Annotated in this window: 24 protein-coding genes; 8 read left to right on the top strand and 16 right to left on the bottom strand. The window is 67.3% G+C overall.

Annotation, left to right across the window (positions count from 1 at the left end; all coding sequences use genetic code 11):
- Positions 1-4 precede the first annotated feature (4 nt).
- Entirely contained in the window at positions 5-1,594 is a 1,590-nt protein-coding gene (gene rpoN, locus QHG62_RS15410) for an RNA polymerase factor sigma-54 (protein ID WP_281146505.1), read from the top strand.
- A gap of 9 nt (positions 1,595-1,603) precedes the next feature.
- The gene (locus QHG62_RS15415; RefSeq protein ID WP_281146506.1) at positions 1,604-3,208 is read left to right on the top strand and encodes a phospholipase D family protein; all 1,605 of its coding nucleotides are present in this window, start codon (positions 1,604-1,606) and stop codon (positions 3,206-3,208) included.
- A gap of 20 nt (positions 3,209-3,228) precedes the next feature.
- Here the strand turns inward: QHG62_RS15415 and QHG62_RS15420 are convergent, their stop codons facing one another.
- The 3 genes from QHG62_RS15420 to QHG62_RS15430 are packed head-to-tail and all read right to left on the bottom strand — an operon-like array spanning position 3,229 to position 5,125.
- On the bottom strand, positions 3,229-3,861 hold the full coding sequence (locus tag QHG62_RS15420; protein WP_281146507.1) for a YceI family protein: 633 nt from the start codon (positions 3,859-3,861) through the stop codon (positions 3,229-3,231).
- A gap of 59 nt (positions 3,862-3,920) precedes the next feature.
- Positions 3,921-4,499 carry a YceI family protein gene (locus QHG62_RS15425; protein WP_281146508.1) on the bottom strand — a complete coding sequence of 193 codons (579 nt, stop codon included), beginning with the start codon at positions 4,497-4,499 and terminating at the stop codon, positions 3,921-3,923.
- On the bottom strand, positions 4,496-5,125 hold the full coding sequence (locus QHG62_RS15430) for a cytochrome b (RefSeq protein ID WP_281146509.1): 630 nt from the start codon (positions 5,123-5,125) through the stop codon (positions 4,496-4,498). The genes QHG62_RS15425 and QHG62_RS15430 overlap by 4 nt, the downstream gene beginning before the upstream one ends.
- A gap of 123 nt (positions 5,126-5,248) precedes the next feature.
- Here QHG62_RS15430 and QHG62_RS15435 point away from each other — a divergent pair, with 123 nt between their 5' ends.
- Positions 5,249-6,499 (top strand): THUMP domain-containing class I SAM-dependent RNA methyltransferase, encoded by a 1,251-nt coding sequence (locus QHG62_RS15435; protein ID WP_281146510.1) that lies wholly within the window; start codon positions 5,249-5,251, stop codon positions 6,497-6,499.
- 25 nt (positions 6,500-6,524) lie between these two features.
- Here the strand turns inward: QHG62_RS15435 and QHG62_RS15440 are convergent, their stop codons facing one another.
- Positions 6,525-6,947: a surface-adhesin E family protein gene (locus QHG62_RS15440; protein WP_281146511.1), complete on the bottom strand. Its 423-nt coding sequence runs from the start codon at positions 6,945-6,947 to the stop codon at positions 6,525-6,527.
- A 46-nt stretch (positions 6,948-6,993) separates the two neighbouring features.
- Between QHG62_RS15440 and QHG62_RS15445 the strand changes: the two genes are divergently transcribed.
- On the top strand, positions 6,994-7,509 hold the full coding sequence (locus tag QHG62_RS15445) for a putative toxin-antitoxin system toxin component, PIN family (RefSeq protein ID WP_281146512.1): 516 nt from the start codon (positions 6,994-6,996) through the stop codon (positions 7,507-7,509).
- Positions 7,510-7,522: 13 nt separating this feature from the next.
- Here QHG62_RS15445 and QHG62_RS15450 read toward each other — a convergent pair whose 3' ends face one another.
- Positions 7,523-8,449: a hypothetical protein gene (locus QHG62_RS15450; protein WP_281146513.1), complete on the bottom strand. Its 927-nt coding sequence runs from the start codon at positions 8,447-8,449 to the stop codon at positions 7,523-7,525.
- Complete coding sequence (locus QHG62_RS15455; protein WP_281146514.1) at positions 8,446-10,143, bottom strand: FMN-binding glutamate synthase family protein; 1,698 nt, start codon at positions 10,141-10,143, stop codon at positions 8,446-8,448. Before QHG62_RS15455 ends, QHG62_RS15450 begins: the two co-directional genes overlap by 4 nt.
- Positions 10,144-10,199: 56 nt before the next feature.
- Here QHG62_RS15455 and QHG62_RS15460 point away from each other — a divergent pair, with 56 nt between their 5' ends.
- The gene (locus QHG62_RS15460; protein ID WP_281146515.1) at positions 10,200-10,982 is read left to right on the top strand and encodes a UPF0149 family protein; all 783 of its coding nucleotides are present in this window, start codon (positions 10,200-10,202) and stop codon (positions 10,980-10,982) included.
- 21 nt (positions 10,983-11,003) lie between these two features.
- Here QHG62_RS15460 and QHG62_RS15465 read toward each other — a convergent pair whose 3' ends face one another.
- The 4 genes from QHG62_RS15465 to QHG62_RS15480 all read right to left on the bottom strand — a co-directional run bounded on the left by QHG62_RS15465 (position 11,004) and on the right by QHG62_RS15480 (position 13,017).
- Complete coding sequence (locus QHG62_RS15465) at positions 11,004-11,321, bottom strand: GNAT family N-acetyltransferase (RefSeq protein ID WP_281146516.1); 318 nt, start codon at positions 11,319-11,321, stop codon at positions 11,004-11,006.
- Positions 11,318-11,812 (bottom strand): nuclear transport factor 2 family protein, encoded by a 495-nt coding sequence (locus QHG62_RS15470; protein WP_281146517.1) that lies wholly within the window; start codon positions 11,810-11,812, stop codon positions 11,318-11,320. The genes QHG62_RS15465 and QHG62_RS15470 overlap by 4 nt, the downstream gene beginning before the upstream one ends.
- A gap of 99 nt (positions 11,813-11,911) precedes the next feature.
- Positions 11,912-12,439, bottom strand: coding sequence for a CinA family protein (locus QHG62_RS15475; RefSeq protein WP_432445531.1), 528 nt, complete (start codon positions 12,437-12,439; stop codon positions 11,912-11,914).
- Positions 12,433-13,017 (bottom strand): phosphatidylglycerophosphatase A family protein, encoded by a 585-nt coding sequence (locus tag QHG62_RS15480; RefSeq protein WP_281146519.1) that lies wholly within the window; start codon positions 13,015-13,017, stop codon positions 12,433-12,435. Before QHG62_RS15480 ends, QHG62_RS15475 begins: the two co-directional genes overlap by 7 nt.
- Positions 13,018-13,152: 135 nt before the next feature.
- Between QHG62_RS15480 and QHG62_RS15485 the strand changes: the two genes are divergently transcribed.
- On the top strand, positions 13,153-14,622 hold the full coding sequence (locus QHG62_RS15485) for an MFS transporter (protein WP_281146520.1): 1,470 nt from the start codon (positions 13,153-13,155) through the stop codon (positions 14,620-14,622).
- An 18-nt stretch (positions 14,623-14,640) separates the two neighbouring features.
- Here QHG62_RS15485 and QHG62_RS15490 read toward each other — a convergent pair whose 3' ends face one another.
- On the bottom strand, positions 14,641-16,344 hold the full coding sequence (locus QHG62_RS15490; protein WP_281146521.1) for an FAD-dependent oxidoreductase: 1,704 nt from the start codon (positions 16,342-16,344) through the stop codon (positions 14,641-14,643).
- A 16-nt stretch (positions 16,345-16,360) separates the two neighbouring features.
- The gene (locus QHG62_RS15495; protein WP_281146522.1) at positions 16,361-17,371 is read right to left on the bottom strand and encodes a Bug family tripartite tricarboxylate transporter substrate binding protein; all 1,011 of its coding nucleotides are present in this window, start codon (positions 17,369-17,371) and stop codon (positions 16,361-16,363) included.
- Between the two features lie 100 nt (positions 17,372-17,471).
- On the opposite strand from QHG62_RS15495, the gene QHG62_RS15500 reads away from it, so the two are divergent.
- Together QHG62_RS15500 and QHG62_RS15505 are read left to right on the top strand one after the other, a co-directional pair.
- Entirely contained in the window at positions 17,472-18,368 is an 897-nt protein-coding gene (locus tag QHG62_RS15500) for a LysR family transcriptional regulator (RefSeq protein ID WP_281146523.1), read from the top strand.
- Positions 18,369-18,471: 103 nt separating this feature from the next.
- Positions 18,472-19,182 carry a DUF3053 domain-containing protein gene (locus QHG62_RS15505; RefSeq protein ID WP_281146524.1) on the top strand — a complete coding sequence of 237 codons (711 nt, stop codon included), beginning with the start codon at positions 18,472-18,474 and terminating at the stop codon, positions 19,180-19,182.
- On the opposite strand, the gene thiL is transcribed toward QHG62_RS15505, so the two are convergent.
- From thiL to QHG62_RS15525, 4 genes are all read right to left on the bottom strand, one after another.
- Entirely contained in the window at positions 19,183-20,142 is a 960-nt protein-coding gene (gene thiL / locus QHG62_RS15510; protein WP_281146525.1) for a thiamine-phosphate kinase, read from the bottom strand.
- 142 nt (positions 20,143-20,284) lie between these two features.
- Positions 20,285-21,337 (bottom strand): hypothetical protein, encoded by a 1,053-nt coding sequence (locus QHG62_RS15515; protein ID WP_281146526.1) that lies wholly within the window; start codon positions 21,335-21,337, stop codon positions 20,285-20,287.
- 34 nt (positions 21,338-21,371) lie between these two features.
- Complete coding sequence (locus QHG62_RS15520; protein ID WP_348638665.1) at positions 21,372-21,788, bottom strand: hypothetical protein; 417 nt, start codon at positions 21,786-21,788, stop codon at positions 21,372-21,374.
- A 60-nt stretch (positions 21,789-21,848) separates the two neighbouring features.
- Positions 21,849-23,594 carry a ShlB/FhaC/HecB family hemolysin secretion/activation protein gene (locus QHG62_RS15525; protein ID WP_281151669.1) on the bottom strand — a complete coding sequence of 582 codons (1,746 nt, stop codon included), beginning with the start codon at positions 23,592-23,594 and terminating at the stop codon, positions 21,849-21,851.
- Positions 23,595-23,626: the final 32 nt, after the last annotated feature.

Consider the following 23,626-nt stretch of genomic DNA (forward strand, 5'->3'; position numbering starts at 1 on the left):
CTCCATGAAGCAAGGGCTGTCCCTTCGCGTCTCGCAGCACCTGGCGCTCACGCCCCAGCTGCAGCAGTCGATCCGGCTGCTGCAGCTTTCCACGCTCGAACTGAGCCAGGAAGTGGAGCAGATGCTCGACGAAAACCCGTTCCTCGAGCGCACCGCGGAAGAAGCGGCGCGCGAGGAATTCGGGCTCGACGCCGTCGACACCCCGGCTCCGCGCGATGAAGCGGCGGAGGCCGGCGAAGGCGAATTCGCCTCGCTTCCGGCCAGCAGCGCGACCACCCCTGCGTCCGAAACCCCCACCACCGAGGCCGACACCCCCGCCGCCGACATTGCCGAGCGCGAGCCCGACTGGGAAGGCGACGGCACCGTCGACATGGCCCCGGACGACAGCGAGTGGGGCGGCGACGCGCCCGCGCGGCAAAACAACCTTGGCGACGACGAGCGCGCCGACGCCACCGAACTCGCGCGCAGCCAGGAGTCGCTGCAGTCCTTCCTGCACCGTCAGGCGCTCAGCCTGCGCCTGAACGAGAACGACAGTGCCGCGCTGCGCTTCCTGATCGAATCGCTGAACGACGACGGCTACCTCGAAGATTCGCTGCCCGCCCTGGCCTCGGGCCTTGCAGGCGACGACAACGACCAGTTCGACGAACTGGTCCACCACTTCCAGGTGGCGCTCGGCCTGCTCCAAAGCCTGGAGCCCGCCGGCGTCGGCGCGCGAGACTTGGGCGAATGCCTGAGCATCCAGCTGCGCGCCCTGGCCGGCAAGGACGAAACCGAAGAGCAGGCGCTGGTCCGCAAGACCGCCATCGCCATCTGCAAGCAGCCGATGGAACTGCTCGCGCGGCGCGACTTCAAGCGCCTGGCCACGCTCACCCGCACCAACGAAGACCTGGTGCGCTCGGCGCTGCAGGTCATCTCGCGCCTCGAGCCCAAGCCGGGCCGCCGCTTTGTCGACGTCGAGCGCAACATCGTGATTCCCGACGTCATCGTTACCAAGGTCGGCCGCGGCACCAACGTCAAGTTCCGCGTCATGCTCAACCCAGAGGTCATGCCGCGCCTGCGCGTGCACGACATCTATGCCGGCGCGCTCAAGTCGCACAAGGGCGAAGGCAGCCAGGCCCTGTCGCAGCGGCTGCAGGAAGCGCGCTGGTTCATCAAGAACATACAGCAGCGCTTCGACACCATCCTGCGCGTGAGCAATGCCATCGTCGAGCGGCAGAAGAGCTACTTCGTGCACGGCGAGCTTGCCATGCGGCCGCTGGTGCTGCGCGAGATTGCCGACGAGCTCGGCCTGCACGAATCGACCATCTCTCGCGTGACCACGGCCAAGTACATGGCCACGCCCTTCGGCACGGTCGAGCTCAAGTATTTCTTTGGCTCCGCGCTCGGCACCGAGACCGGCGGCAATGCGTCGAGCACCGCCGTGCGCGCGCTGATCAAGCAGTTCGTGAGCTCCGAAAGCATCAAGAAGCCGCTGTCGGACAGCCAGATTTCCGAGATGCTGAAAGAGCAGGGCATCGAATGCGCGCGGCGCACGGTGGCCAAGTACCGCGAAGCCCTGCGCATCGCCCCCGCCAACCTTCGCAAGGCGCTGTAGAAAGCCGCAATGGCCCGCCGCCGCTTGCCGTCGCGCTGTGGGCAATGGCTTCTGGCCACGGCGGCTGCACTGCTGATCGGCGGCTGCGCCACCTTGCCCGACGAGGCGCCGCGCGCGCCCACCAAGGCCATGGCGGTATCGGCCGACACCGCGCTCGGCAAGATCGCGCTGGCTTCGCAGCCCGCCCCCGACCTGAGCGGCTTTCGATTGATGCCGGGCGGCGACTTTGCCTTCGACACGCGCATACAGCTCGCGCGCCGCGCCCAGCGCACGCTCGACGTGCAGTACTACCAGATCGAGAACGACGAAACCGGCCGCTACCTGCTGCGCACCCTGCGCGACGCGGCGGTGCGCGGCGTGCGCGTGCGCCTCTTGATGGACGACCTCTACACCTCGGGCGAGGACGACCTGCTGCTGGGGCTTGCCGCCACGCCGAACGTCGAGCTGCGCCTGTTCAATCCGTTTCCCGCCGGGCGCGCCAGCCTGCTCAAGCGCTTCACCGCCTCGCTGTTCGACTTCAGCCGCGTCAACCGGCGCATGCACAACAAGCTCTTCATTGCCGACGGCGCCATGGCCGTGGCGGGCGGGCGCAACATCGGCAACCAGTATTTCAGGCGCACCGCGGGCGAGAATTTTCTCGACCTCGACACTTTCGTGACCGGCGCGCTGGTGCCGCGCCTCGGCACCCTGTTCGACCAATACTGGAACAGCCCCTACGTGCGGCCGATCCAGTCGGTGGTGCCCACCGGCCTCGCGCCTGAAGAACTCCAAAAGCGCTTCGAAGCCGCCACCGGCCCCGACACCACGCCGCCGCCGCCCCGACCCGCGCCCAACGATCTGCTCGGCTACAGCCCGATCGCCGAAGACCTTGCCGCCGGCAAGCTCGGCCTGATCTGGGCCCTTGCCGAGGCCTATGCCGATTCGCCCGACCGCGTGATCGGCAAGACCGCGTCGTACGGCGGCGTGCCGCTGCTCGACGTCGACAGCGTGCGCTACAACGTGGTCGAGCAGATGCGGCGCGCGCGCTCCGAAGTGACCATCGTCTCGCCCTACCTGATCCCAGGCGAGGCCGGCCTTGAGGTGATGCGCGAGATTCGCCGGCGCAACGTGAAGATCAGCGTGGTCACCAATTCGCTGGCTGCCACCGACGAGCCGCTGGTGCACACCGCCTACCGCCGCTACCGGCCCGACATGCTGGAGCTGGGGGCCGACCTGTACGAACTGAGCACCACGCGCACCCGCCGCAGCGTGCGGCTGGGGCTCTTCGGCACCTCCGTGGGCCGGCTGCATGCCAAGTCGGCGGTGATCGATCGGCAAATACTTTTCGTCGGCTCGATGAACTTCGATCCGCGCTCCGAAACGCACAACACCGAAATCGGCCTTTTCATCCGCAGCCCCGAGATGGCGCAGCAGGCGCTCAAGCTCATCGACGTGCTCAAGCAGCAGGGCGCCTACCGGCTGCGCTTTGCCGGGGACGGCAGCAAGTCGCGCATCGAGTGGATCAGCGAGGAGGCCGGCAAGACCACGGTGCTGAACGAGGAGCCCGACTCCGATTTCTGGGGCCGCGCGATGCTCGAACTGCTGGCGCCGCTGACGCCCGAGAGCCTGCTGTAGCCCGCCTCCCGGGTCTGCCTTTATTGCTGCACGTTGACCGCTTCGACCTGCACCAGCAGCTTCACCTTGTTCTCGAAGCCGAAGTTCAGGCCCCAGGTGATGCCCCAGTCGCTGCGCTGCACCGTGGTCTCGAAATCGCCGCCGCAGACCTGGCGGTTGATGAGCGGATTCAGGTAGCAGTTGAAGCGCACGGCCTTCAGCGTGACCGGCTTGGTCTGCCCCATCAGCGTGAGCGTGCCCGGCACGTCGGCCACCTTGTCGCCGTTGAAATCGATGCGGTCCGCCACGAAGCGGCCGGTCGGAAACTCGGCCACGTTGAAGAAGTCCTTGCTTTGCACATGGCGGTTGAGCAGGTCGACGCCGGTGTTGATGGAGCTGATGTCCATGGTGATGTCGACCTTGCCGCTGGTGCCGGCGGCGTCGATCTGCACCGTGCCGTCCTTGGTGCTGAAGCGCCCGCGGTTGGTGGTGGTGCCGTAGTGCCCCATTTCGTACATCACGAAGGTGTGGGTCGGGTCGATCACGTAGCTGGCATTCTTGACCGGGCCGCCCGCGGGCTTGGCGGCCACGGGTGGCGCGGTGTATTCCTGCGCAAGGGCCGGAGCGGCAAGAACCGCGGCAGAAAGCGCGGCAGCAATGGAGAGCTTCTTCATGGCAAAGGGGCGTGGGGCGTGCTCGTGAAAAAAACGGTTTGGGAAGAAGAAACGGCTGCTCAAAGCGGACTAAGGCCCGCGAGCGTGAACTTGAAGCGAACCTGCACGTCGTTGCCGACCACCGAGGTGTCGGTCCATTCGCCGTCGCCCACCTTGTAGTCGAGCCGCTGGATCGTAAAGCTTCCGGTGGCCACCGCGTAGCCGCCGGCCGGCGCGATGGAGACCGGCACGGTGACCTGCCGGGCAATGTTCTTGATGGTGAGCTTGCCCGCCATCTCGAACCGGCCGTCGCCCAGTGCCTTGATGGCGTTCGACTGGAAGCTGGCCTGCGGAAAATGCGCGGTGTCGAACCACGGCGGCTTGGGCAGTTCGGCATCGCTCATCGGCACGCCGAGCGATGCGCTCCCCGTGTCGATCTGCAGCGCGACGGTGCCGCCCTCGGGCTTTCTTGGATCGAAGGCCACCTGCGCGTCGAACTTCTTGAAAGTGCCCTCCACGGGCACGCCCATCTGCTTGCTGACGAAGGCGATCTGGCTTTTGTCGGCCACGAGCCGGACCGGCCCCGCCGGCTCGGCGCCCGCGGGCGCCAGGGCGGCGAGCGCCGCGGCCGCAAGGAACAAGCGAAGAATGCGCTTCATTGGGAAGATTCCTTGCGTGGCGCGGGCCACATGCGTTTCAAGATGCCGTCGCGGTCGATCCAGTGGTGCTTGAGCACTGCCGCCACGTGCAGCAGCGCCAGGGCGGCCAGCGTGAACGCGCCGCCCTTGTGCAGGGGCTTCAGCACGGCCTCGGCCAGTTCCTTGTCCACCGGCATGAAGTCGGGCAGCGGCAGCAGGCCGAACCACACGACCGGAAAACCCATGGCCGAACTGTAGGCCCAGCCGAACAGCGGCACCGCAATAAACAGCAGGTACATCAGCGCGTGGCTCGCCAGGTAGCCGGCGCGTTGCCAGCTCGGCATGGCCGCCGCCGAGGATGCCGGCAGCGGCGGCGGGGCGTGGCGCAGCCGCCAGAGCAGCCGCAAGGCCGACAGCAGGAGGATGGTCACGCCGGCCCATTTGTGCCAGTTGTAGAGCTTGATGCGGGCGGGCGAGAGCGGCAGGCCGGTCATGTAGAGGCCCACGCCGAGCGAGGCGACGATCATTGCCGCAAGCAGCCAGTGCAGCGTGATGGCAACCGGGCCGTAGCGCGGTTCCTGCGGGGCGGGCAGGCGTGCATGGGCAGCTGCGGCTGGGGCGGAAGGTAGGGGTGTGTCGGCGGGCATCGAAGCAGGACCAGCGGCCTGTGCGCGGAGCATATATCGGAAGAGACGAAGGCACCGCACGAGCCGTGCCAAGCGCGGCGACAATGGCGTTTCCCAGCAGCCGATGACGATGGCGGACCCCTTGTGAACGATCTCTCCCTTTTCCTGCCTTGCGCCGCCGGCGTCGAGGAACTCCTGGCGCAGGAAGTCCATGCGCTCACCGGCCGCGTGGGGCAAGACCTGCTCACGCTGCGCGGCGGCGTGCGGGTGCGCGCCGAGTGGCGCGACGCGCTCAAGCTCAATCTGCACAGCCGCCTCGCGCAGCGCGTGCTGGTCGAACTGGCCCACGCACCGTATCGCAGCGAAAACGACCTGTACGCCATCGCAAGCGGCGTGGCCTGGGAGATCTGGTTCACGCCCAGGCAGACTTTCAAGATCGAGACCACGGCCCAGCACAGCCCGCTGCAGAGCCTGAACTTTGCAACGCTGCGCATCAAGGACGCCATTGCCGACCGTTTTCGCGCCAAGGCCAACGGCGTGCGCCCGAGCATCGAAACGCAGTGGCCCGACTGCCGCGTGTTCGCCCACCTGACCACCGACCACTGCACGCTCTACATCGATACGTCGGGCGAGCCGCTCTTCAAGCGCGGCTGGCGGCAGGACAAGGGCGATGCACCCCTTAAAGAAACCCTGGCCGCCGCCATGCTGGCCGCCAGCGGCTGGTGGAATCCCGAAACCGGCGCGGTGGCCGCCGAACCGCTTTACGACCCGTGCTGCGGCAGCGGCACCATTGCGATCGAGGCGGCGCAAATCGCGCGCGGCATTCCGGCGGGGTCGCTGCGGCGCTTCGGCTTCGAAAAGCTGCTGCCGTTCCAGGCGCACGTGTGGGATGCCATCAAGAAGGCTGCCCAGTCGACTGCGCCCGTGCGCGAGGTTGCGATCTTCGGCTCCGACGTTTCGCACCGCATGGTCGACTTTGCCGAGCGCAACGCGGAACGCGCCGGTGTTGCCGACGCCATCGAATTCCGCGGCGGCGACGCGCTGCAGCGCATGCCGCCGGCCGAGGGCGGCGTGATCATGCTCAACCCGCCGTACGGCGAGCGGATCGAGGTGGGCGGGGTCGCGCGCTTCGGCGCCCGCGAAGCCGCACAGACGCCCGGCAGTTCAGCAGGCGGCGAAGGTGGCCAAGGCGGTGACGGCGGTGAGTTCTTTCCGCAGCTTGCCACGCACTGGAAGAAAAACTACGCCGGCTGGACCGCCTGGGTGCTCACGCCCGACCTGAAGCTGCCCCGGCAGATGCGGCTCAAGGAGTCGCGCCGCGTGCCCATGTGGAACGGCCCCATCGAGTGCCGGTTGTTCCGTTTCGACATGGTGGCGGGTTCGGCCCGGAAGTAGCCGCGGCCAGGCGGCGCCGTGGGGGCTACTTGGCGCCCACGCCGCATGCCGCGTTCACCGTTCGCGCTGCCAGGTCGCCCGGCAGGCCGGCAAAATTCATCGGACGAACGTCGCCTTCGTCGAACTCGCGCACAGCCAACGGCGGCCCGACGAAGTTCGGCTCGGCGAAGTAGGTGGCGCTCGCATAGCGCGCCTTGCGGGCTTCGCAATCGACGCTCGCCTTTGCCGTGACAGACCGGAACTTGAGGCCGTCCTGGCCTGCTCGGGGCTCGGCCAGGCTGATCCGCACCGCCACCAGGCGCTTGCTCCCATCGACCACCACGCTGGTCGGGTCGACCTGCACATAGGTGTTGGCCGCTTCCCCGGGCGAACCCGCCAGGGTGAGCCATTCCGCATGGGCGAGCGGACCGGTGCAAAGGGCGAGCAGCAGCAGGGAAAGTCGTTTCATGGTCAGGGTTGGAGGGCACCGCGCACGGTCGGCGAGCAGATTGTGAATGGACTGCACCGTTTGCGTTTGCGATAGCGCATGGTGCAACATCGGGGTTATTCCAAACGCACAAATTTCCATTTCTCCGGCAGAAGCAAACGCCGCGCCCGGCGCCTTCGTGGTGATCGACACCAACATCGCGCTCGACCTGCTGGTGTTCGACAACCCCGATTGCCTGCCGCTGGCCGCAGCCCTTGCCGCCAGCGAGCTGCGCTGGCTGGCCACCGCTTCCATGCGCGACGAGCTCGAGCGGGTGCTCGGCTATCCGCTTATTGCAGCCCGCCTGGCGCGCCGGGGCATCGCCCCCCAGGGCGTTCTGGCGGCTTTCGATGAGCGCGTGCTACTGGTTGCCGAAACGCCTCCGCGCGCACCGTGCGTGTGCAAGGACCCGGACGACCAGGTCTTCATCGACCTGGCGGTCGCCCGGCGGGCAAGGCTGCTCAGCAAGGACCAGGCCGTGCTGACGATGCGCAAGCGGCTCGCTGCGCAAGGCGTGGTGGTGCAGGCGGTGCTGGCGTTCTAGCGGCTAGAACCCACTAGGACCTGCGGCTGCCCGAAGAAGCCGCCCCGGCGCCGTGCCACCGCCCCAGGAGCCGGGCCACCGCGCGCACGCGCTGCGTGTCGCGGCCCCAGCGGCGGCTGGCGGGCAGGCGCTGCGCCCACTTCATGCGCCGGGCCGCCTCGGCGATGCGCGCGCGAACTTCATCGCCTACCTCTGCCAGCGCGGCGTGCCAGTGCACGCCGGCAGCTTCGGGCGCTGCGGCCTCGAGCATCATGGCCGTGGAGTGCAGGTAGCTGAGCCAGTCGCGCGCCTGGCATTCGGCCAGCGTCATGACTTCGGAAGGGTCGTCCTCGAAGTCGATGTAGCCGATGACCCCGTCGGGGCACTGCACCAGGTTGCGGTCGAAAGCCTGGCTCAGGTGCTGGCCGTGCACATGCACCCTGGCAATGGCGGCCAGCCCCTCGCGCCACACGGCCAGCAGCGCGGCCGGCCCGGCCGAGGCGGCCTGGTCGAGCTTTTCCTGCAGCACCACGGTGTTGCGGCCGCTTTGGCCCAGGTCGGAAATCAGCAGGCCGTCGGGCTGCTGCGCCAGCACCGCGGGCACGCGAAGGCCCGCGGCCGCCAGTTGGCGGAGGCGCCGGGCCTCGGTGGCAATGGCCGCCTCGCCACCCGGATTGGGCACCGGCTTGATGATGTCCAGCCGCGCCATGCGCGCGACCGCAGCCATCACGCGGTAGCCCCATTTGCCGTGGCGCGGACCGGCCTTCTTGAGCCACACGCGTTCGCTGCCCAGCCGGTGGCTGGCCACGTTTTTCTGCTGCTTGGGCAAGGCCGCGCGCAAGAACTCGGCGTAGTCGCCCGGCCCCGGCACAAAAGGCTGCGTGTCCAGCGGCGCAGGCGCCGAGGCCGCACCCTTGGCGCTTTGCAATCGCGCCGACCCGCCGCGTCGCAAGGGGTTCATGCGGCAAGCGCGAGACTCGACACCAGGCCGTGCGGCCCCTGTGTCACGGGCTGGAAGCTCTCGGCGCTGGCCAGCGGCCAGTAGGTTCGGAACACGTTGTGCTGCTTGTCGAGCGGGCCGAGCAGGGCGCCCGGCTGCACCTGCATGACCAGGTTGCTCAAGAGGCGCACCTCGGTGTCGGAGATGCGCCGCACGATGTGGTGCGCGGTGATCTGCTGCGGATGGTCGAGGCCCGCGGCCTGCACCAGCTCCTGCAGCGCATGCAGGGTGCTGCGGTGAAAGTTGCGTACCCGGTCGGCCTTGGCCGGCACCACCAGCGCCTGCTGGCGCACCGGGTCTTGCGTGGTCACGCCGGTGGGGCAATGGCCCGTGTGGCAGCTTTGCGCCTGGATGCAGCCCAGCGCCATCATGAAGCCGCGCGCCGCATTGCACCAGTCGGCGCCCAGCGCCATCATGCGGGCGACGTCGAAGGCCGTGATCACCTTGCCCGCGCAGCCCAGCTTGATGCGGTGGCGCAGGTTCACGCCGATAAGCGTGTTGTGCACCAGCAGCAGGCCTTCCTGCAGCGGCGCGCCCACATGGTCGCTGAACTCCACCGGCGCGGCGCCCGTGCCGCCCTCGGCACCGTCGACCACGATGAAGTCGGGCGTGATGCCGGTCGCCTGCATGGCCTTGACGATGGCGAACCACTCCCACGGGTGGCCCAGGCAGAACTTGAAGCCCGTGGGCTTGCCGCCCGAAAGCTCGCGCAGCCTGGCGATGAAATGCATCATCTCGATGGGCGTGGTGAACGCACTGTGCGAAGAGGGCGAGATGCAGTCGACCGCCACCCGCACGCCGCGCGCTGCCGCAATTTCGGGCGTGACCTTGGGTGCCGGAAGCACACCGCCGTGCCCGGGCTTGGCGCCCTGGCTCAGCTTGATCTCGATCATCTTCACCTGCGGGTCGCGCGCATTGGCGCTGAAGCGCTCGGCGTTGAAGGTACCGTCGTCGTTGCGGCAGCCGAAGTAGCCCGAGCCTATTTCCCAGATCAGGTCGCCGCCGTGCACGCGGTGGTGCTGCGAAATGGAGCCCTCGCCGGTGTCGTGCGCAAAGCCGCCCATCTTGGCGCCCTGGTTAAGGGCGAGGATGGCATTGGCGGACAGTGCGCCGAAGCTCATTGCCGAGATGTTGAACACGCTCGCGCTGTAAGGCTGCGTGCAAACCTGGGCCGGGTTGGCCTCCGCCGGCTGCGGCGTGCCGCCGATCACGATGCGGAAGTCGTGGTTGTCCAGCTTGGTCGGCTGCATCGAGTGGTTGATCCACTCGTAGCCCGCAATGGTCACGTCGAGCTGCGTGCCGAAGGGCCGGTTGTCGGGGTCGCCCTTGGCTCGCTGGTATACCAGCGAACGTTGTGCACGCGAGAACGGCGCGGCCTCGGAGTCGCTTTCGATGAAGTACTGCCGCATTTCCGGCCGGATGAATTCCAGCAGAAAGCGCAGGTGGCCAATGACCGGGTAGTTGCGCAGGATGGCATGGCGTGTTTGCCGCAAGTCGTGCACGCCGGTGGCGCTGAGCGCCCCGAAAACCACCAGCGCCACCCAGGCAAACCAAAGGTGCGGGGAGACCAGAACGGCGGCCAGGCTGGCAACGAGGCCCGCCACGCACAGGGCAAAGGCGCTGTAACGCGTCGGAAACGGAATAATCGTGGACATGGGGTGAAATGACTGCCGGAGCCTGCTGCATCATAGAGGGCTGCCCGGAACTTGCCATGACCACCACCAACGACACCCCCCAGGCCGCAGCGCCTGCCTCCACGCCCCTCGGCCCTGATGATTTCGATGCTCTCGACCAGGCGCTCGACGCCATGCGCGAGCATGACGAGGAAATTCCCCAATGGGAGTTCTGCGAAGGCTTCATGGCCGCGCTGATCTGCACCCGCCGGCCCATCGACCCCTCTGAATACTGGCCTGTGCTGCTGGGCGACGGCTTCGTTCCGGCCCAGCACATGGAGTTTGTCTGGAACTGGAAGCGCCGCTGGCTCGAAATCGAGCAAGGCCTGGACGCCGACGTGGAGTCGCTCGAGGACGAGCGCAGCTGGCAGCCCGAGGTGCTCGACACCCGCGGCGCGATTGCGTCGCTGCCCGAGGAAGAACGCGCCGAGATCGAGGGCGAGGAAATCCCCTCGTTCGCCCAGGTGTGGGCGCTGGGCTTCATGTACGCGGTAGAAAACTGGCCCGAAGACTGGGCCGCGCCGCGCGACAAGGAAGCCGCGCAAATGCTGAACGATGCGCTCGACAACATCGTTGCGCTCACCGAGGACGACAAGGCCAAGCCCACGCTCTCGATGTACAGCGACGATGCCCCGCCCAGCCTGAGCCAGCAGCGGCTCGACGATTTCGGCGCCGCCATCTGGGCCGTGTACGACCTGCGCCAGCTCTGGAAGAGCTTGGGCCCGAAGGTCGAGACCATCCGCAAGGAAGCGGAGCCGGGCCGCAACGACCCGTGCCCCTGCGGCAGCGGCAAGAAGTACAAGAAGTGCCACGGCGCCTGACCCAGGCGCCGCACGCTGCCTTCAGATCTTGAAGGCGCGCTGGATGTCCGGCCGCACCAGCTCCGCGTACTCGCGGTGCTTGCGGATGTAGCCCGCAATGAACTGGCACACCGGAATCACGTGCAGGCCCCTGGCGCGCGCCTCGTCGAGCACATGCCGCGCAATGCCCGAGCCCACGCCCTTGCCTTCATGCTCGGGCAACACCTCGGTGTGGGTGAACATGATGGCGTCGGTCAGCAGGTTGTATTCGGCGTAGGCCGCAAGCTGGCCCTCCAGCGCGGCTTCGTAGCGGTGCTGGGCTTCGTTGTTGGTGATGGCGAGGTTGTTGCTGTTGCTCATGGTTGGCGTGCGAGATAGGTAACGAGATTTGTGGCCGCGGTGGCGCGCACTTTCTTGCGCAGCATCGGCGTCCATCCGAGCAGGAGTCCGGGGGCGCCCAGCGCCTGGCGCGACCAGGCCCAGAAATCGAAGCTGTCGCGGTGCGTGGCAATCAGCCCGTCGGGCGTAAAGCCAAAGCGCGCGTCGATGCTGTTGTCGACCAGCCGTCCGGTGGCGCTGAAGCGGTAGTGGGCATCCCAGTGCGCCTGGCCGCTGGTGTCGTCTGCATGCACGTCGCGCCAGGTCAGCTTCCACACGTCGGCGCCGCCGGCCTTGGTTGCGCTGCAGAGCATGCGCCACATGCCGCCCACCTGCTGGCGGCCGCGCAATGAAAAGGCTTCGTCGTCGAACTGCGCATCGCTTGCATAGCAGGCGGCCATGGCGGCGGCGTCGAGCCTTGCAAACGCCTCGTAGAAACGCTCGATGGTCTGGGCATTGGCTGCTGCTGTCATTGAGGTGTCTTTCTTATGGATGACGTGCGATGGCTGCGTGGCCGAAATGCCGCGTAGCGCGAAATCATAGACGGCGGCATTCGCGGCGCGCGTTCCGCTCTAGGGGCCAAGCAGGCCGGCCAGCGTTTGCAGTGCGTAGTGCACCGTGGCTGCACGCACCGCCGCGCGGTCGCCGTCGAAGCGGCGCCGCTCGGTGCGCACCTGCCCGTCGATCGACCAGCCGAACCACACGGTGCCCACCGGCTTGCCGGGGCTGCCGCCGGTGGGCCCGGCCACGCCGGTCACGGCCACCGCCGCGCGGGCTGCCGAATGCGCGACGGCCCCTGCGGCCATGGCGCGCGCCACGGGCTCGCTGACTGCGCCGTGGGCTTCGATCAGCGCCGCATCGACGCCCAGCAACTCGGTCTTGGCCGCGTTCGAGTAGGTGACGAAGCCGCGCTCGAACCAGGCGCTGGAGCCCGCCAGTTCGGTGCAGGCGCCGGCAATGAGCCCGCCGGTACAGCTTTCGGCCGTGGCGAGCATCCAGCCCTTTGTCAGCAGCAGCCCGGCGGTGGCCGCAACCAGGGCGGGCGTGTCCAGGTCGGCCAGAAAGTTGGAGGGGACCGAGGATTCCATCAAGTTCACCATGCGCGCCAGAGCGCAATGACCAGCAGCGTGCAGAACGCCGCCACCAGGTCGTCGAGGATGATGCCGAAGCCCGCGCGCCACCAGCGCACCTCGGTGGCATCGCGCTGCTTGAACAGCCCGTCCGCCCAGGCCACCGGCCCCGGCTTGGCGGCATCGAAGAAGCGGAACAGTCCGAACGCCACCGCCTGCGCCAGCAGGCCGGCCGGCGTCACCAGCCAGAGCACGATCCAGAACGCGACCACTTCATCCCACACGATGCTGCCCGGGTCCGCCACGCCCATGTGGCGTGCGGTCACGCTGCAGGCCCACCACCCGATGGGGAGCGAAGCGAGGATCACCCAACCGATGGTGGCCGGCGTGAACCACAGCTGCATGACCACGAAAGCCGCCCAGGCCCAGAGCGTGCCGACCGTGCCGGGCGCCACGCGCGGCAGCCCCGAGCCGAACCCAAGGGCAATGAAGTGTGCCGGGTGCGAGAGCAGAAAAGCCTTGGTAGGCCGGCGCGGCGCGCCCACCGGAATGGGACCGGGCGATGAAGGGGACGACGAAGAAGAAGGAGGCGGAGGAACGGCTTGCATCACAGCGAAGTGTCGCGCATCCACACGCAGCTCGAAGACCCTATTAATCAAAGAACTATCTTGTTTAAATGGCGGGCGCGGCCTAGTATCGGACCCTCCTTCGACATTCGCCTCCTTCTTCGAGGCGCCGACCAGATGCCCGCCGCACCCGTCTCCGACGCCGATTCCGCTTCGCCGGTTTCCAGCCCCGCCACTGCTGCCTGGGGCGACTTGTTCCGGGGCCGCAACGGCTGGCGCGCTCTCGCCCTGACAGGCGGCGTCGCGCTGCACGCGGTCAACGTGCACATCGTGACCACGGTGCTGCCCTCGGTCGTCGCCGAAATCGGCGGGCTCGACTGGTATGCCTGGAGCACCACGCTCTTCGTGGTTGGGTCGATCGTCGGTGCCACGCTCTCGGTGCGCCTGCTCGCCGCGCTGGGGCCGCGCGGTGCATGCCTTGCGGCGCTGGCGGCATTCACCGCCGGCTCGATGGGCTGTGCCCTGGCACCGGCCATGCCGTGGCTGCTTGCAGGCCGTACGGTGCAGGGGGTGGGCGGCGGTCTGCTGGCCGCGCTGAGCTATGGGCTCATCCAGCTCGTGTTTGCGCCACGGCTGTGGCCTCGCGCGGTGGCGCTGGTGTCGGGCATGTGGGGCGTGGCCACGCTCTGCGGCCCGGCGGTCGGTGGCCTGTTCGCGCAGGCGGGGCACTGGCGCTGGGCCTTCTGGTCGTTGTTGCCGCTGGCGGCATTGCAGGCACTGCTGGTGGCGGTGCAGCTGCGGCCCGCTGCCGGCGTGCGGCACGAGCGGCCGGTGGGCATGCCGCGCATTCCCGCGTTGCAGATCGGCCTGCTGGCGGCGTCGGTGCTGCTGATCGCCGCGAGCGAGTTCGCACCCGCACTGGCCTGGCAGGCCGCCGGGGTGGCGGTGGGGCTCGGACTTGGTGTGGCGGCGACTCGCGTGGACGAACGTGCGGCTGTGCGGTTGCTGCCCACCGGTGCCTACGCGGTGCGCACGCCGCTGGGTGCGATGTATGCCGGCGTGGCGCTGCTGATGATCGGCACCACCACCGAAATCTTCGTGCCGTACTTCCTGCAATTGCTGCACGGGCATTCGCCGCTCCTGGCGGGCTACCTCACGGCGGCAATGGCCGGCGGCTGGAGCGCGGGTTCGCTGTTGTCCTCAGGGCGCGGCGGCACGGGCGCCGACCGGATGCTGCGTGCCGGACCGGTGGCTTGCACGCTGGGCCTGGTGGCGCTGGCCGCGCTGATGCCGGGGCATGGCCGCCTTGGTGCGGGTGCCGAAACACTGCTGGTCGCGATCGCCTTGGGCGCCGTCGGGCTGGGCGTGGGCATTGGCTGGCCGCACCTGGTCACGCGCGTGATGTCGCTTGCGCCGCCGGGGCAGGAAGGCCTGGCTTCCGCCTCCATCACCACCGTGCAGCTCTACGGCATGGCGGTGGGCGCGGCGGTGGCGGGGCTGGTGGCGAACGCCGCCGGCCTCACCGCTCCGGGCGGCGTGGCGGGCGCGCGCTCGGCTGCCTTCTGGCTGTTCGCGAGCTTCGCGCTCGCACCGGCGCTCGCGGCTTGGCTCGTTACCCGGTTCGCGACCGCCGCACGCAGTCGATGAGAGCGCGTGCGGTGCGGCTCAGGCGATCACGCCTTCCCACCTCAGCAGCCGCCTGCGCCCCTGAAGATGCCGTCTCTCGCCGCGCAGCTGCGCTACCAGCTCGTAAGCGTCGAACGGCACATGGGCGCCGCGCCAGGCCACGTGCTGGTCGGCGCGGCAGAGCACCAGGCGGTGCATGTACGCGGAAGGCACCTCGGCAGCGTCGATGTCGACCACGGTGAGCGGCATGTCGTAGGCGCGTGCCGCGCGTTCGAGCGCAGAAACATCCGCGCTGCGATCGAAGCGCAGCAGCGTATAGCCCGGCCCGAACGCATCGTAGAGCGACCTGCCATCGCCCAGCCAGAAATGCGGCGCGCGGCAGCCCGGCACGGTCGACGGTGTGAAACCGCCCATCGAATAGGCCGGCGCGGTGTGCTCGCCATCGGCCACGATGATCGGCGAGCCGGTGTAGAAATAGCCGAAGTTCAGGCCCGCGCAGCAGAACTGCTGCACGTTGAGTTCGTACGCCTCGCGGCCGATCTCGGCGCGCAGCGCATCGCCCTCCGGGCCCTGCGCCTCGATGTCCTGCGGCACGGCGCGGCGCGCGCGAATCATCTTCTGCGCATGTTCCATTGCAAAGTTCGACACTTGCTCGGTGATCGGCAGGCGCTCGGCTTCGTACGCGTCCAGAATGCCGTCGTCGCCCCAGCCGCGCACGCAGGCCGCGAGCAGCCACGAGAGGTTGAGCGCATCGGCAATGCCCGCGTTCATTCCGTAGCCCGCATAGGGCACCCACAGATGCGCCGCATCGCCCGCAAGAAACACGCGGCCTTCGCGGAAGCGGTTGGCCACGAGTCGGCGACCCACCCAGTCTTCCTTGCTGATGATCTCGTAGGAAAAATCGGGCCCCACGCCCAGGATTTCGCGCAGCGACTTGTCGCGGTCGACGGAATCGAACTCGGGCTCGTCGGCATTCAGGTGGTTGTGCACCAGCCATGTTTCCTGACCGTCGATGGCAAACATGGTGCCGCAGCGGCGCGGGTTCATCGCGTAGCAAGACCAGGCCGGCTTGCCCTGGATCAACGCGCGCAGCTGCGGTGCGCGAATGAAGGTCGACTGCACGCGCTGGATCACGGCCGTGCCTTCCAGTTGCGCGCCGATCTGCTTGCGCACGGAGGAGCTGCCGCCGTCACAGCCCACCATGTAGCGGCAGCGGATGGTGTGCGTTTCGTGGCTGTCCAGATTGAGGGCGGTGGCGCTCACACCGCCGCTGTCCTGCGTGAGCGAGGTGAACTGCGTGCGGTTCAGCAACCACACGCCGGGCAGCGCCGCCGTATGCCTGAGCAGGATCGGCTCCAGATAGATCTGGTTGATGCGGTGCGGCGGCTCGGGCGTGGGCCACCGCGCATCGGGCCCCTCGGTTTCGGTGTAGCGGTCGCGCCGGCACGGAATGGGAATGCGTGCGAGCTCCATGCCCGTTACGCTGGTGCGAAACACCACGTCATTGGGATAGTCGGCCGGCAGCCCTGCGCCCCGCAGCTTCTGCGCCACGCCCAGGCGCCGAAACTGCTCCATGGTGCGCGAGGACACGTGGTTGCACTTCACGCTCGGCGGCTCCGCGAACCGGCGGGTTTCGCAAATGATGACCGAGAGGCCGTGCGAAGCCAGGTCCATTGCCAGCGTGAGGCCCACCGGCCCCGCACCGACCACCAGCACGTCGGCATCGAATGTCTTGTCCGTCATGGTTGGTCCAACCCTTTCAGTCAAGCTTGATGTGGGCGTCCTGGATGACCTTGGCCCACTTCTTCGTTTCGGTGCGGATGTAGGCGGCAAAGGCCTCCGGCGTGCCCGGCGAGGGCTCCACGCCAAGGTTGCGCATCGAGGCCTTGTTCTGCTCGTCGGCCAGCGCGGCGTTGATCTCGGCGTTGAGCCTTGCCACCACCGGCGCCGGTGTGCCCGCGGGCGCCACCACGCCGAACCAGCCGGTCGAGTCGTAGCCGGGCAGCCCTGCCTCGGCCACGGTCGGCACCTCGGGCAGCATGGGGAGCCGCGCCGGGCTTGTCACGGCAAATGCAACCAGCTTGCCGGCCTTGATCTGCTGCAGGGATGAAGGCAGGTCGACCACCGCGAGCGGTATCTGGCCCGCCAGTGCGTCGAGTGCCGCAGGCCCCGAGCCGCGATACGGCACCTCCACCAGCTTGATGCCCGCCATCTGCGAGAAGAGCGCGGCAGAAAGATGCATGGCCGTGCCGTTGCCGCCATGGCCGATGGAAAGCGAGGCTGGTTTTTCTTTTGCAAGTGCAATCAATTCGCGCTGCGTCCTTGCGGCCACGGAAGGGTGTCCGACGATCACGAACGGAATGGCCGCGAGCATGCCCACCGGCTTGAAGTCTTTCAGCGGGTCGAAAGGCATCTGCGGATACAGGCTCGTGTTGGCCGACAGCGCACCGGCCGCGCCCACGCCCAGCGTGTAGCCGTCGGCAGGCGCCTTGGCCACCAAGGCAAGGCCCACGTTGCCACCGGCGCCGGGGCGGTTGTCCACCACCACCTGCTGGCCGAGCTTCTCGTTCATGCGCGGCACCAGCATGCGCACCACACCGTCGGCGCTGCCGCCGGGCGGAAAGGTCACCACCACGCGAATGGGTTTGTCGGGAAACTCGCCGGCGGCGGGCTGTGCCAGTGCGGTGCTGGCGAGCAGTGCGCAGGCCGTGCCCAGCAGCAGTAGCTGCCGGCGGGGCGCATGGGGCCGGTGGGCCATGGTTGTAGTCATCGAATCACTCCTTGAATATTGGTCTTGTTTGATGCCGATTGGACGATGCCAGCATTTATCCGTAAATCAAGGAATTCCGTATCAAATATCATCTTTTCTAATGAACGCGAACTTCAGTCCTACGCTGCGCCAGTTGCGTGCTTTTCTTGCCGTGTACCAACTGCGCCAACTCAGCGCAGCGGCGCAAAAGCTCTTCGTCACGCAATCGGCGGTGAGCATGCTGATCCGGCAACTGGAAGAAGGATTGGGCACGCGCCTGTTCGACCGCACCACGCGTTCGCTCAAGCCCACTGCCGCTGCGGAAGAAATGCTTTCGACCGTGGAGCGCGTGCTGCGCGATGTCGATTCGCTCTCGGCCGATTTCCGCGAACTCAGCACGCTCGAGCGCGGGCGCGTCACGCTGGCCATCACACCCACGCTTGCGGCGCTGCTGCTGCCCGATGCGATTCGCGTCTTCTCGGAGCAGCACCCGAAGGTGCGCGTGCTGGTCAACGATTGCGCGCCCGACCAGTTCATTTCGCGCATCCTCGGCGAGCATGTGGATTTCGGCATTGGCACGCCCGAGCGGCCCGGCCCCGAGGTCGAGACGCAGCGGCTCATGCGCGACCACCTGGCGCTGGTGTGCCGCAACGACCATCCGCTTGCCAAGGCGCGCGTGGTGCGCTGGAGCGATCTCGGGCGGCACCCGGTGATTACCGTGAGGCCGGGCTATGGCGTGCGGCCGCTCATCGACGGCACCGCTGCCGCGGCCGGCGTGGTGCTCGACGTGGTGAACGAGGTGTCGTTTCTTTCAACCGCGCTGTGGATGACCGCCAGCGGCATGGGCGCGTCGATCATGCCCTCGGCGTTCGCGCGCGCCGCGGGCGATCCGTCGCTGGTGATCAAGGTGCTCAGCGCGCCGCGCGTGGTGCGCGACATCTCCGTGGTCACCAAGCGCGGGCATTCGCTTTCGGCGGCGGCGTGCAGCTTCATCGATGTGCTGAAGCAATCGCTGTAGGCCTTTCTTCTTCGTGCTCGTGCGAGCGCGGTTCGCGTGTGTTGGCGCCCTGAGTCGGCCGTATGCTTGGCGCCTCATTCAAGCGCGAAAGCCATCAATCATCATGAAAAAAACCCTGATCCGTTTCAACGCGTTGTGGCTCTGCCTCGCATTCAGTCTCTTGCTGGCGGCCTGCGGCAACAAGGAGGCCGAGCAGCGCACAGCATTCATCGGCTTCCTGCAGACACGCATACTCGACAAGCCGGGCCTGCGAGTGCCCACGCTCACTGCCGATGAGAAAGCCTCTTTCGGCGACTACGCGCAGCACTACGCGGTGATTGCCGACTTCAATGAAGGCATGAACAAGTCCGTCAGCCAGCCGATGACCCAGGTCATGGCCAAGGGCTCGCTGCGCTCCGTTGCCGACCTAGCAGCGCGTCGCGACGACCTCAAGGCCGCGAAGGACGGCCTGGGCGGCTTGCGCACCGCACTCGACCAGGAGCTTGCCAAGGCCGACGCAGCGCGCGCCAAGCTCAAGCAGCCCGACGACCTGAAGCAGGTCTACGACAAGGCCTATGACAAGACCGTGTCGACACCGGCCGCTACTTTCAAGGAAGTGTTTCCAGCGCTTGACGCGGTGTTCGACGGTGCGCTCGCCGTGGGCGACTTCCTCGAGCAGAACAAGTCGAAGGTCCAGGTCTCGGGCTCGACCGTGGCCGTGACCGACCCGGCCGTGCAGGCGCAGCTCAACAAGATGCTGCAGGACCTCAACGGCCACTCCAAGGCCATCAATGCCGCGCAAACCAAAATGCAGGCAATGGTGCGCGGGGGCTGATCAGACGAAGTGGTCGAACGAGCCGAAGCGCTGTGCAACGGGTGAGCCGTTCGCGTCCACGATGCGCAGGCCGGCTTCGGCCTCGATGCGGCCGATGCGGGTCACGCGCGTGAAACTCTCCTTGCCCGCTTGCTCGACCGCGGCGCGCGCAGAAGGCGCGGCGGTAAAAACCAGTTCGTAGTCGTCCCCGCCCGAGAGCGCGCAGGTGCGCAGCGCCTCGATGCTCAGGCCTGGCGTGGATGCGGCGGCCACCGTGCTCGTGGCGGCGTCGGCATCGAGCGTTGCGCCCACCCGGCTGGCCGTGAGGATGTGGCCCAGGTCGCCCACGAGCCCGTCGCTCACATCCACCGCCGCAGACGCGGTGCCGCGCAGTGCCTGGCCCAACGCGACGCGCGGCGTGGGCTGCTCCATGCGCATGCGCGCCTGCGAGAAGACATCGGCCGGCAATGCGAGCGTGCCGCGAAACACCTCGAGTGCCAGCCGCGCATCGCCCAGCGTACCGCTCACCCAGATGTCGTCTCCCGCGCGCGCACCCGAGCGCAGCAGCGCCGCGCCGGCCGGCACTTCACCGAACACGGTGATGCAGATGTTGAGCGGGCCGCGCGTGGTGTCGCCGCCCACAAGCTCGCATCCATGCGCATCGGCCAGCGCAAAGAGGCCGCGCGAAAAGCCTTCGAGCCAGTGCTCGTCGACGCCGGGCAGCGCCAGCGCGAGCGTGAAGGCGAGCGGCCTGGCGCCGCAGGCCGCAAGATCGCTGAGGTTCACCGCCAGCGCCTTGTGGCCAAGCCGCGCGGCATCGACCGTCGAAAGAAAGTGGCGGCCTTCGACCAGCATGTCGGAGGACACCGCCAGCTGCATGCCCGGCGCGGGCGCGAGCAATGCGCAGTCGTCGCCCACACCGAGCGGAGAACGCTTGGCGGGGCGCTTGAAGTAGCTTGCGATCAGGTCGAATTCACCCATGGGGCGAGCATAAGCGCTGCGGCGTCCTTCAGAGGCACGGCAGCCCTGCTTACGCGAGGCATGCCTTGGTTACGACCAGGTCTGAAACTGAAATAGCGTGCCGCGTGGGCCGCGCTAGAGATGGGTGCTTGGATATCTCAGGTCAGGCATCTTCTGCGTTGCGGGGGCAGGCTTCATGGCTGTCGGCGACTTCTGCGCTCACCGCCCGTGCGCCCGAGCGAGCACCATCGCTCGACCGGCCATTGGTCCTGACAGACTGCCGCGATGCTCTTCTTGTAGAAGAACTGCGCACCTGCTCTTCGACCGGATGCAACCGCGCCCGGCCCTCCATTTGCGCCAGCTGCTTCTGCCGCTCGGCGATCGCCAGCGTCTGCGCATCCTCGCCGTGGCGGTAGACGCTGAACGTCTTCTGCAGGAGCTGGCCGGGCCCGATGTAGGTGTGCGCCGACCATTGGCGCGGCCGGCCATCGGGTCCCAACACGCAAGTGACGCCCACAATGCCTGTCTTGTTGTTGCTGCGTAACTTGTTGGCTCTTTGCTGCCGCATGACCGGCGGATGCTGCCGGACGATGTCATCGCGCCAGGCCTGCGCCTGCGCCAATGCGTCTTGAACGCCGCCAAGCTTCGCGAACGAGAATGTCTTGCTGAAACGTTGCCGGCTGCGTTCCAGCTTGACCAGCCAATAGGTCTTGTGGCGAACGATGCCGTACATGGCGGCGTCGTTCTGGCCGTTGCCCAAGCGGTTGCTCGCCGCATCCAGTTCGGCTTTCACGGCGAAGCCTGCGACCATCAAGTTCAACTGCCGCTCGCGCTCGGCAATGGCCAGCTGCTTGGCCGTCTTTGAAAAGCGAGCAATGCTGAAGGTCTCGCGCATGACCGTGCCGTCGGCCATCGGGGTTTCAGCGCACCAGCAGCTGGACTGTTTGTCCGGCCCCGCCACGTAGACGACACCGCCGGGCTTGCCGTTGCAGATCGCGCGCTCGATGGTGCGCCAACGGGCAATCTCCGGATGCTCCTGCATGAGCTGGTCGCGCCTGGCCTGGGCCAGGGCCAGCGCCTCCGGCTCGCTGCGGATCGCCCCGAACTTGAACAGGTGGCGATGCTCGATGCCGTTGCGCGACAACTGCACCCACCATCCGTCGGACGAGCGCACAAGGCAGCGCAGCGGCTGCGGATTCGCGGTTCCTTTGGGCACGAGGTCTGCGGCTGCGATTGAAGGGGTAGTCTGTTCAGCTCTGACGCGTCGCCCTGCTGTGATGAACGTACAGATAGATCAGGCCGACGGGCGCGATGAAGATGGCGAAGGTCCAGCACACCAGCATCGTGAACAATTTGACGAAGAGCATGAGGATGGCATTCACATAGAACGTGTTCGCGCCCAGCAAGAAATTGATCACGCCCTCGTAGACGAAGCGCGAATAGGGGTAGAGAAACGTGTTCGCGACCAGGAAGACCGCCATCCCGAGCGACATGATGTGGGGTGAGCGGCTGGCAAAGAAAACGAAGAATGCCGCAAAGCACAAGCCGAACAGGAACTGACGGAAGTAGTAGGCGGGGGTCAATCCGCCGAAGGTTTTGGCGAGAAATGGATGCATGGTGTTTTGTTCAGACAGTGGTTGTGATCGGGTGCTGACGTTCAGAAGCACCAGATGAATCGGTGGGGTGTGGCAGGCGCCTGCTTGATCTTTTCCAATTCCTTTTGAGGTTCAAAAGCTCGCATTGAGGTTAAACCCAAAGGTGGTCCTTGCCGTGCGATACCCCTCCGGCTTGCTGATGGGCGCCCCCATGAAGAAGTCATAGCTCAACTTGCTCCACTGCCCCCGCACCCCGACCACCGCGCCGGCCAGGCTGCGGCCGAGTTGGTCGGCCGTCGAGCGCCCGCCGACATGCCCGTAGTCGGCGCCGACATACAGCTCCGCTCCGCTCTGTCCCATGGCCCACCCGATGTCATTGCGGATCAGCCAGCCCCGCTCGCCCATCAGGCTCGTCTCGCCGTCGAAGCCGCGCACCGTGTAGCGCCCGCCAATGGCGAACCGGTCCTGCGACATCAGCGGCGTGCGGTTCCACTGCGCGCGGATCAGCCCCGAATAGCGCAGCTTCTGTTCGCCCAGCTTGAACGGCGCATTCAGACTCACCTCGGCCGTGTACAGCTTCATGCGCGAGGTGCCGTCCAGCGGCTCGGCGGGGTTGTCGCGGTGGTAGATCTCCTGCGGCGAGGTCCGGGCGCCAAAGCCGCCCGTGCCGTGCTTGAACGCCAGCGTGCCCTCCAGCGTGGCCTCGCCGATGAACTCCTTGTGGTTCAGGCCCAGCTCCCAGCCGCCCACCACCTGGTGCTGCACCGGCACTTCCGTGTCCTCGATGATGCTGCGCGACTCCCGGCGGAAGCCCTTGAGCGCCAGCGTCGTCTTGCGGCTCTGGTCGCGGTACAGCAGGCGCGAGAGCTTGACCTCGGCGTTGTTGGACTTGCCGGCGTAGGTGATGGGCCCGTTGAAGCTTTCCACGCTCTGGTGGTACTGGCTGTTGGAAGCGGTGAACCCCAGCATCCAGTAGCCGTACGGCAGCGAGTAGTGCACCGTCTGGCCCTCGGTGCCGTAGCTCGGCTCCGAGAGAAAGTGGCTGTTGATGCTGTGGTTGGCGCTCAGGTAGAACAGATCGTTCAGCCCGAAGGGGTTGTCCAACGACACCGTGGCGCCGGCCTGGTAGCGGCCGGTGGCCTGGGTGCCGCTGTCGTCCAGGCTCAGGGCCACGCGCCACTTCCGGGTCTGCACGTACTTGACCACCAGGTCGCTGTCGCCCGGCCTGGCGTTGGGCGCGGTCGAGGGCTCGATCTGGATGTCGGCCTCGGCCGTGGGGGCGCGCTTCAAGTTCTCCAATCCCTGCTCAATGTCGCGCAGGTTCAGCAGATCGCCCGGACGGGCCGGAATGGCCGAACCCAGCAAGGCGCCGCTGCCCAGCAGCGTCGCGGACGAATCCGGCGTCAGGCGGATGGCCGCGATGCGCCCGGGCACCAGCGAGAGGGTCAGGGTGCCGGTGGACAGGTCCTGCGGCGCGGCCAGCACCCGGGTGGTGACGAAGCCGCGCGCGATGGCTGCCTGCTGGGCGCGGGCGAGCACCACGTTCACGCCTGCGGTGCCCAGGCAGCGGCCGAGGGGGGAATCGTTGCCCTCGGGGCCCGAGAGATCGGAAACCGCCCACTGGAACAATTCGGACTGCTCGCCGAGCAAGAGCACGCGGTCGATGCGGAAGCACGGGGCCTCGGTCTCGGGAATGCGGGCCACCGGTGCGGGTGGTGCGGCCTGCGGGCGCTGGTCGACGGTGCGCTCGTTCTGCTCGCGCAAAGCACGCTCGCGCTCTTGCTGGCGTTGTTGTTCGATGAAGGCTTGAGGCGTCGTCGGCGTCTGCTGCGCGACCCCCCACAACGGAGAAGCGGCGAGGGCCACGGCCAGCGCCATGCGCGTGCGCCGAGGCACGACCGAGGAGTGCA

Source organism: Variovorax paradoxus (assembly GCF_029919115.1).
Classification (GTDB): Bacteria; Pseudomonadota; Gammaproteobacteria; order Burkholderiales; family Burkholderiaceae_C; genus Variovorax; species Variovorax paradoxus_O.

Excerpts from the sequence above, each read along its gene's own strand:
- rpoN (WP_281146505.1), top strand. The coding sequence starts at position 5 with ATGAAGCAAGGGCTGTCCCTTCGCGTCTCGCAGCACCTGGCGCTCACG.
- QHG62_RS15415 (WP_281146506.1), top strand. The coding sequence starts at position 1,604 with ATGGCCCGCCGCCGCTTGCCGTCGCGCTGTGGGCAATGGCTTCTGGCC.
- QHG62_RS15420 (WP_281146507.1), bottom strand. The coding sequence starts at position 3,861 with ATGAAGAAGCTCTCCATTGCTGCCGCGCTTTCTGCCGCGGTTCTTGCC.
- QHG62_RS15425 (WP_281146508.1), bottom strand. The coding sequence starts at position 4,499 with ATGAAGCGCATTCTTCGCTTGTTCCTTGCGGCCGCGGCGCTCGCCGCC.
- QHG62_RS15430 (WP_281146509.1), bottom strand. The coding sequence starts at position 5,125 with ATGCCCGCCGACACACCCCTACCTTCCGCCCCAGCCGCAGCTGCCCAT.
- QHG62_RS15440 (WP_281146511.1), bottom strand. The coding sequence starts at position 6,947 with ATGAAACGACTTTCCCTGCTGCTGCTCGCCCTTTGCACCGGTCCGCTC.
- QHG62_RS15445 (WP_281146512.1), top strand. The coding sequence starts at position 6,994 with ATGGACTGCACCGTTTGCGTTTGCGATAGCGCATGGTGCAACATCGGG.
- QHG62_RS15450 (WP_281146513.1), bottom strand. The coding sequence starts at position 8,449 with ATGAACCCCTTGCGACGCGGCGGGTCGGCGCGATTGCAAAGCGCCAAG.
- QHG62_RS15455 (WP_281146514.1), bottom strand. The coding sequence starts at position 10,143 with ATGTCCACGATTATTCCGTTTCCGACGCGTTACAGCGCCTTTGCCCTG.
- QHG62_RS15460 (WP_281146515.1), top strand. The coding sequence starts at position 10,200 with ATGACCACCACCAACGACACCCCCCAGGCCGCAGCGCCTGCCTCCACG.
- QHG62_RS15465 (WP_281146516.1), bottom strand. The coding sequence starts at position 11,321 with ATGAGCAACAGCAACAACCTCGCCATCACCAACAACGAAGCCCAGCAC.
- QHG62_RS15470 (WP_281146517.1), bottom strand. The coding sequence starts at position 11,812 with ATGACAGCAGCAGCCAATGCCCAGACCATCGAGCGTTTCTACGAGGCG.
- QHG62_RS15475 (WP_432445531.1), bottom strand. The coding sequence starts at position 12,439 with ATGGTGAACTTGATGGAATCCTCGGTCCCCTCCAACTTTCTGGCCGAC.
- QHG62_RS15480 (WP_281146519.1), bottom strand. The coding sequence starts at position 13,017 with ATGCAAGCCGTTCCTCCGCCTCCTTCTTCTTCGTCGTCCCCTTCATCG.
- QHG62_RS15485 (WP_281146520.1), top strand. The coding sequence starts at position 13,153 with ATGCCCGCCGCACCCGTCTCCGACGCCGATTCCGCTTCGCCGGTTTCC.
- QHG62_RS15490 (WP_281146521.1), bottom strand. The coding sequence starts at position 16,344 with ATGACGGACAAGACATTCGATGCCGACGTGCTGGTGGTCGGTGCGGGG.
- QHG62_RS15495 (WP_281146522.1), bottom strand. The coding sequence starts at position 17,371 with ATGACTACAACCATGGCCCACCGGCCCCATGCGCCCCGCCGGCAGCTA.
- QHG62_RS15500 (WP_281146523.1), top strand. The coding sequence starts at position 17,472 with ATGAACGCGAACTTCAGTCCTACGCTGCGCCAGTTGCGTGCTTTTCTT.
- QHG62_RS15505 (WP_281146524.1), top strand. The coding sequence starts at position 18,472 with ATGAAAAAAACCCTGATCCGTTTCAACGCGTTGTGGCTCTGCCTCGCA.
- thiL (WP_281146525.1), bottom strand. The coding sequence starts at position 20,142 with ATGGGTGAATTCGACCTGATCGCAAGCTACTTCAAGCGCCCCGCCAAG.
- QHG62_RS15525 (WP_281151669.1), bottom strand. The coding sequence starts at position 23,594 with ATGGCGCTGGCCGTGGCCCTCGCCGCTTCTCCGTTGTGGGGGGTCGCG.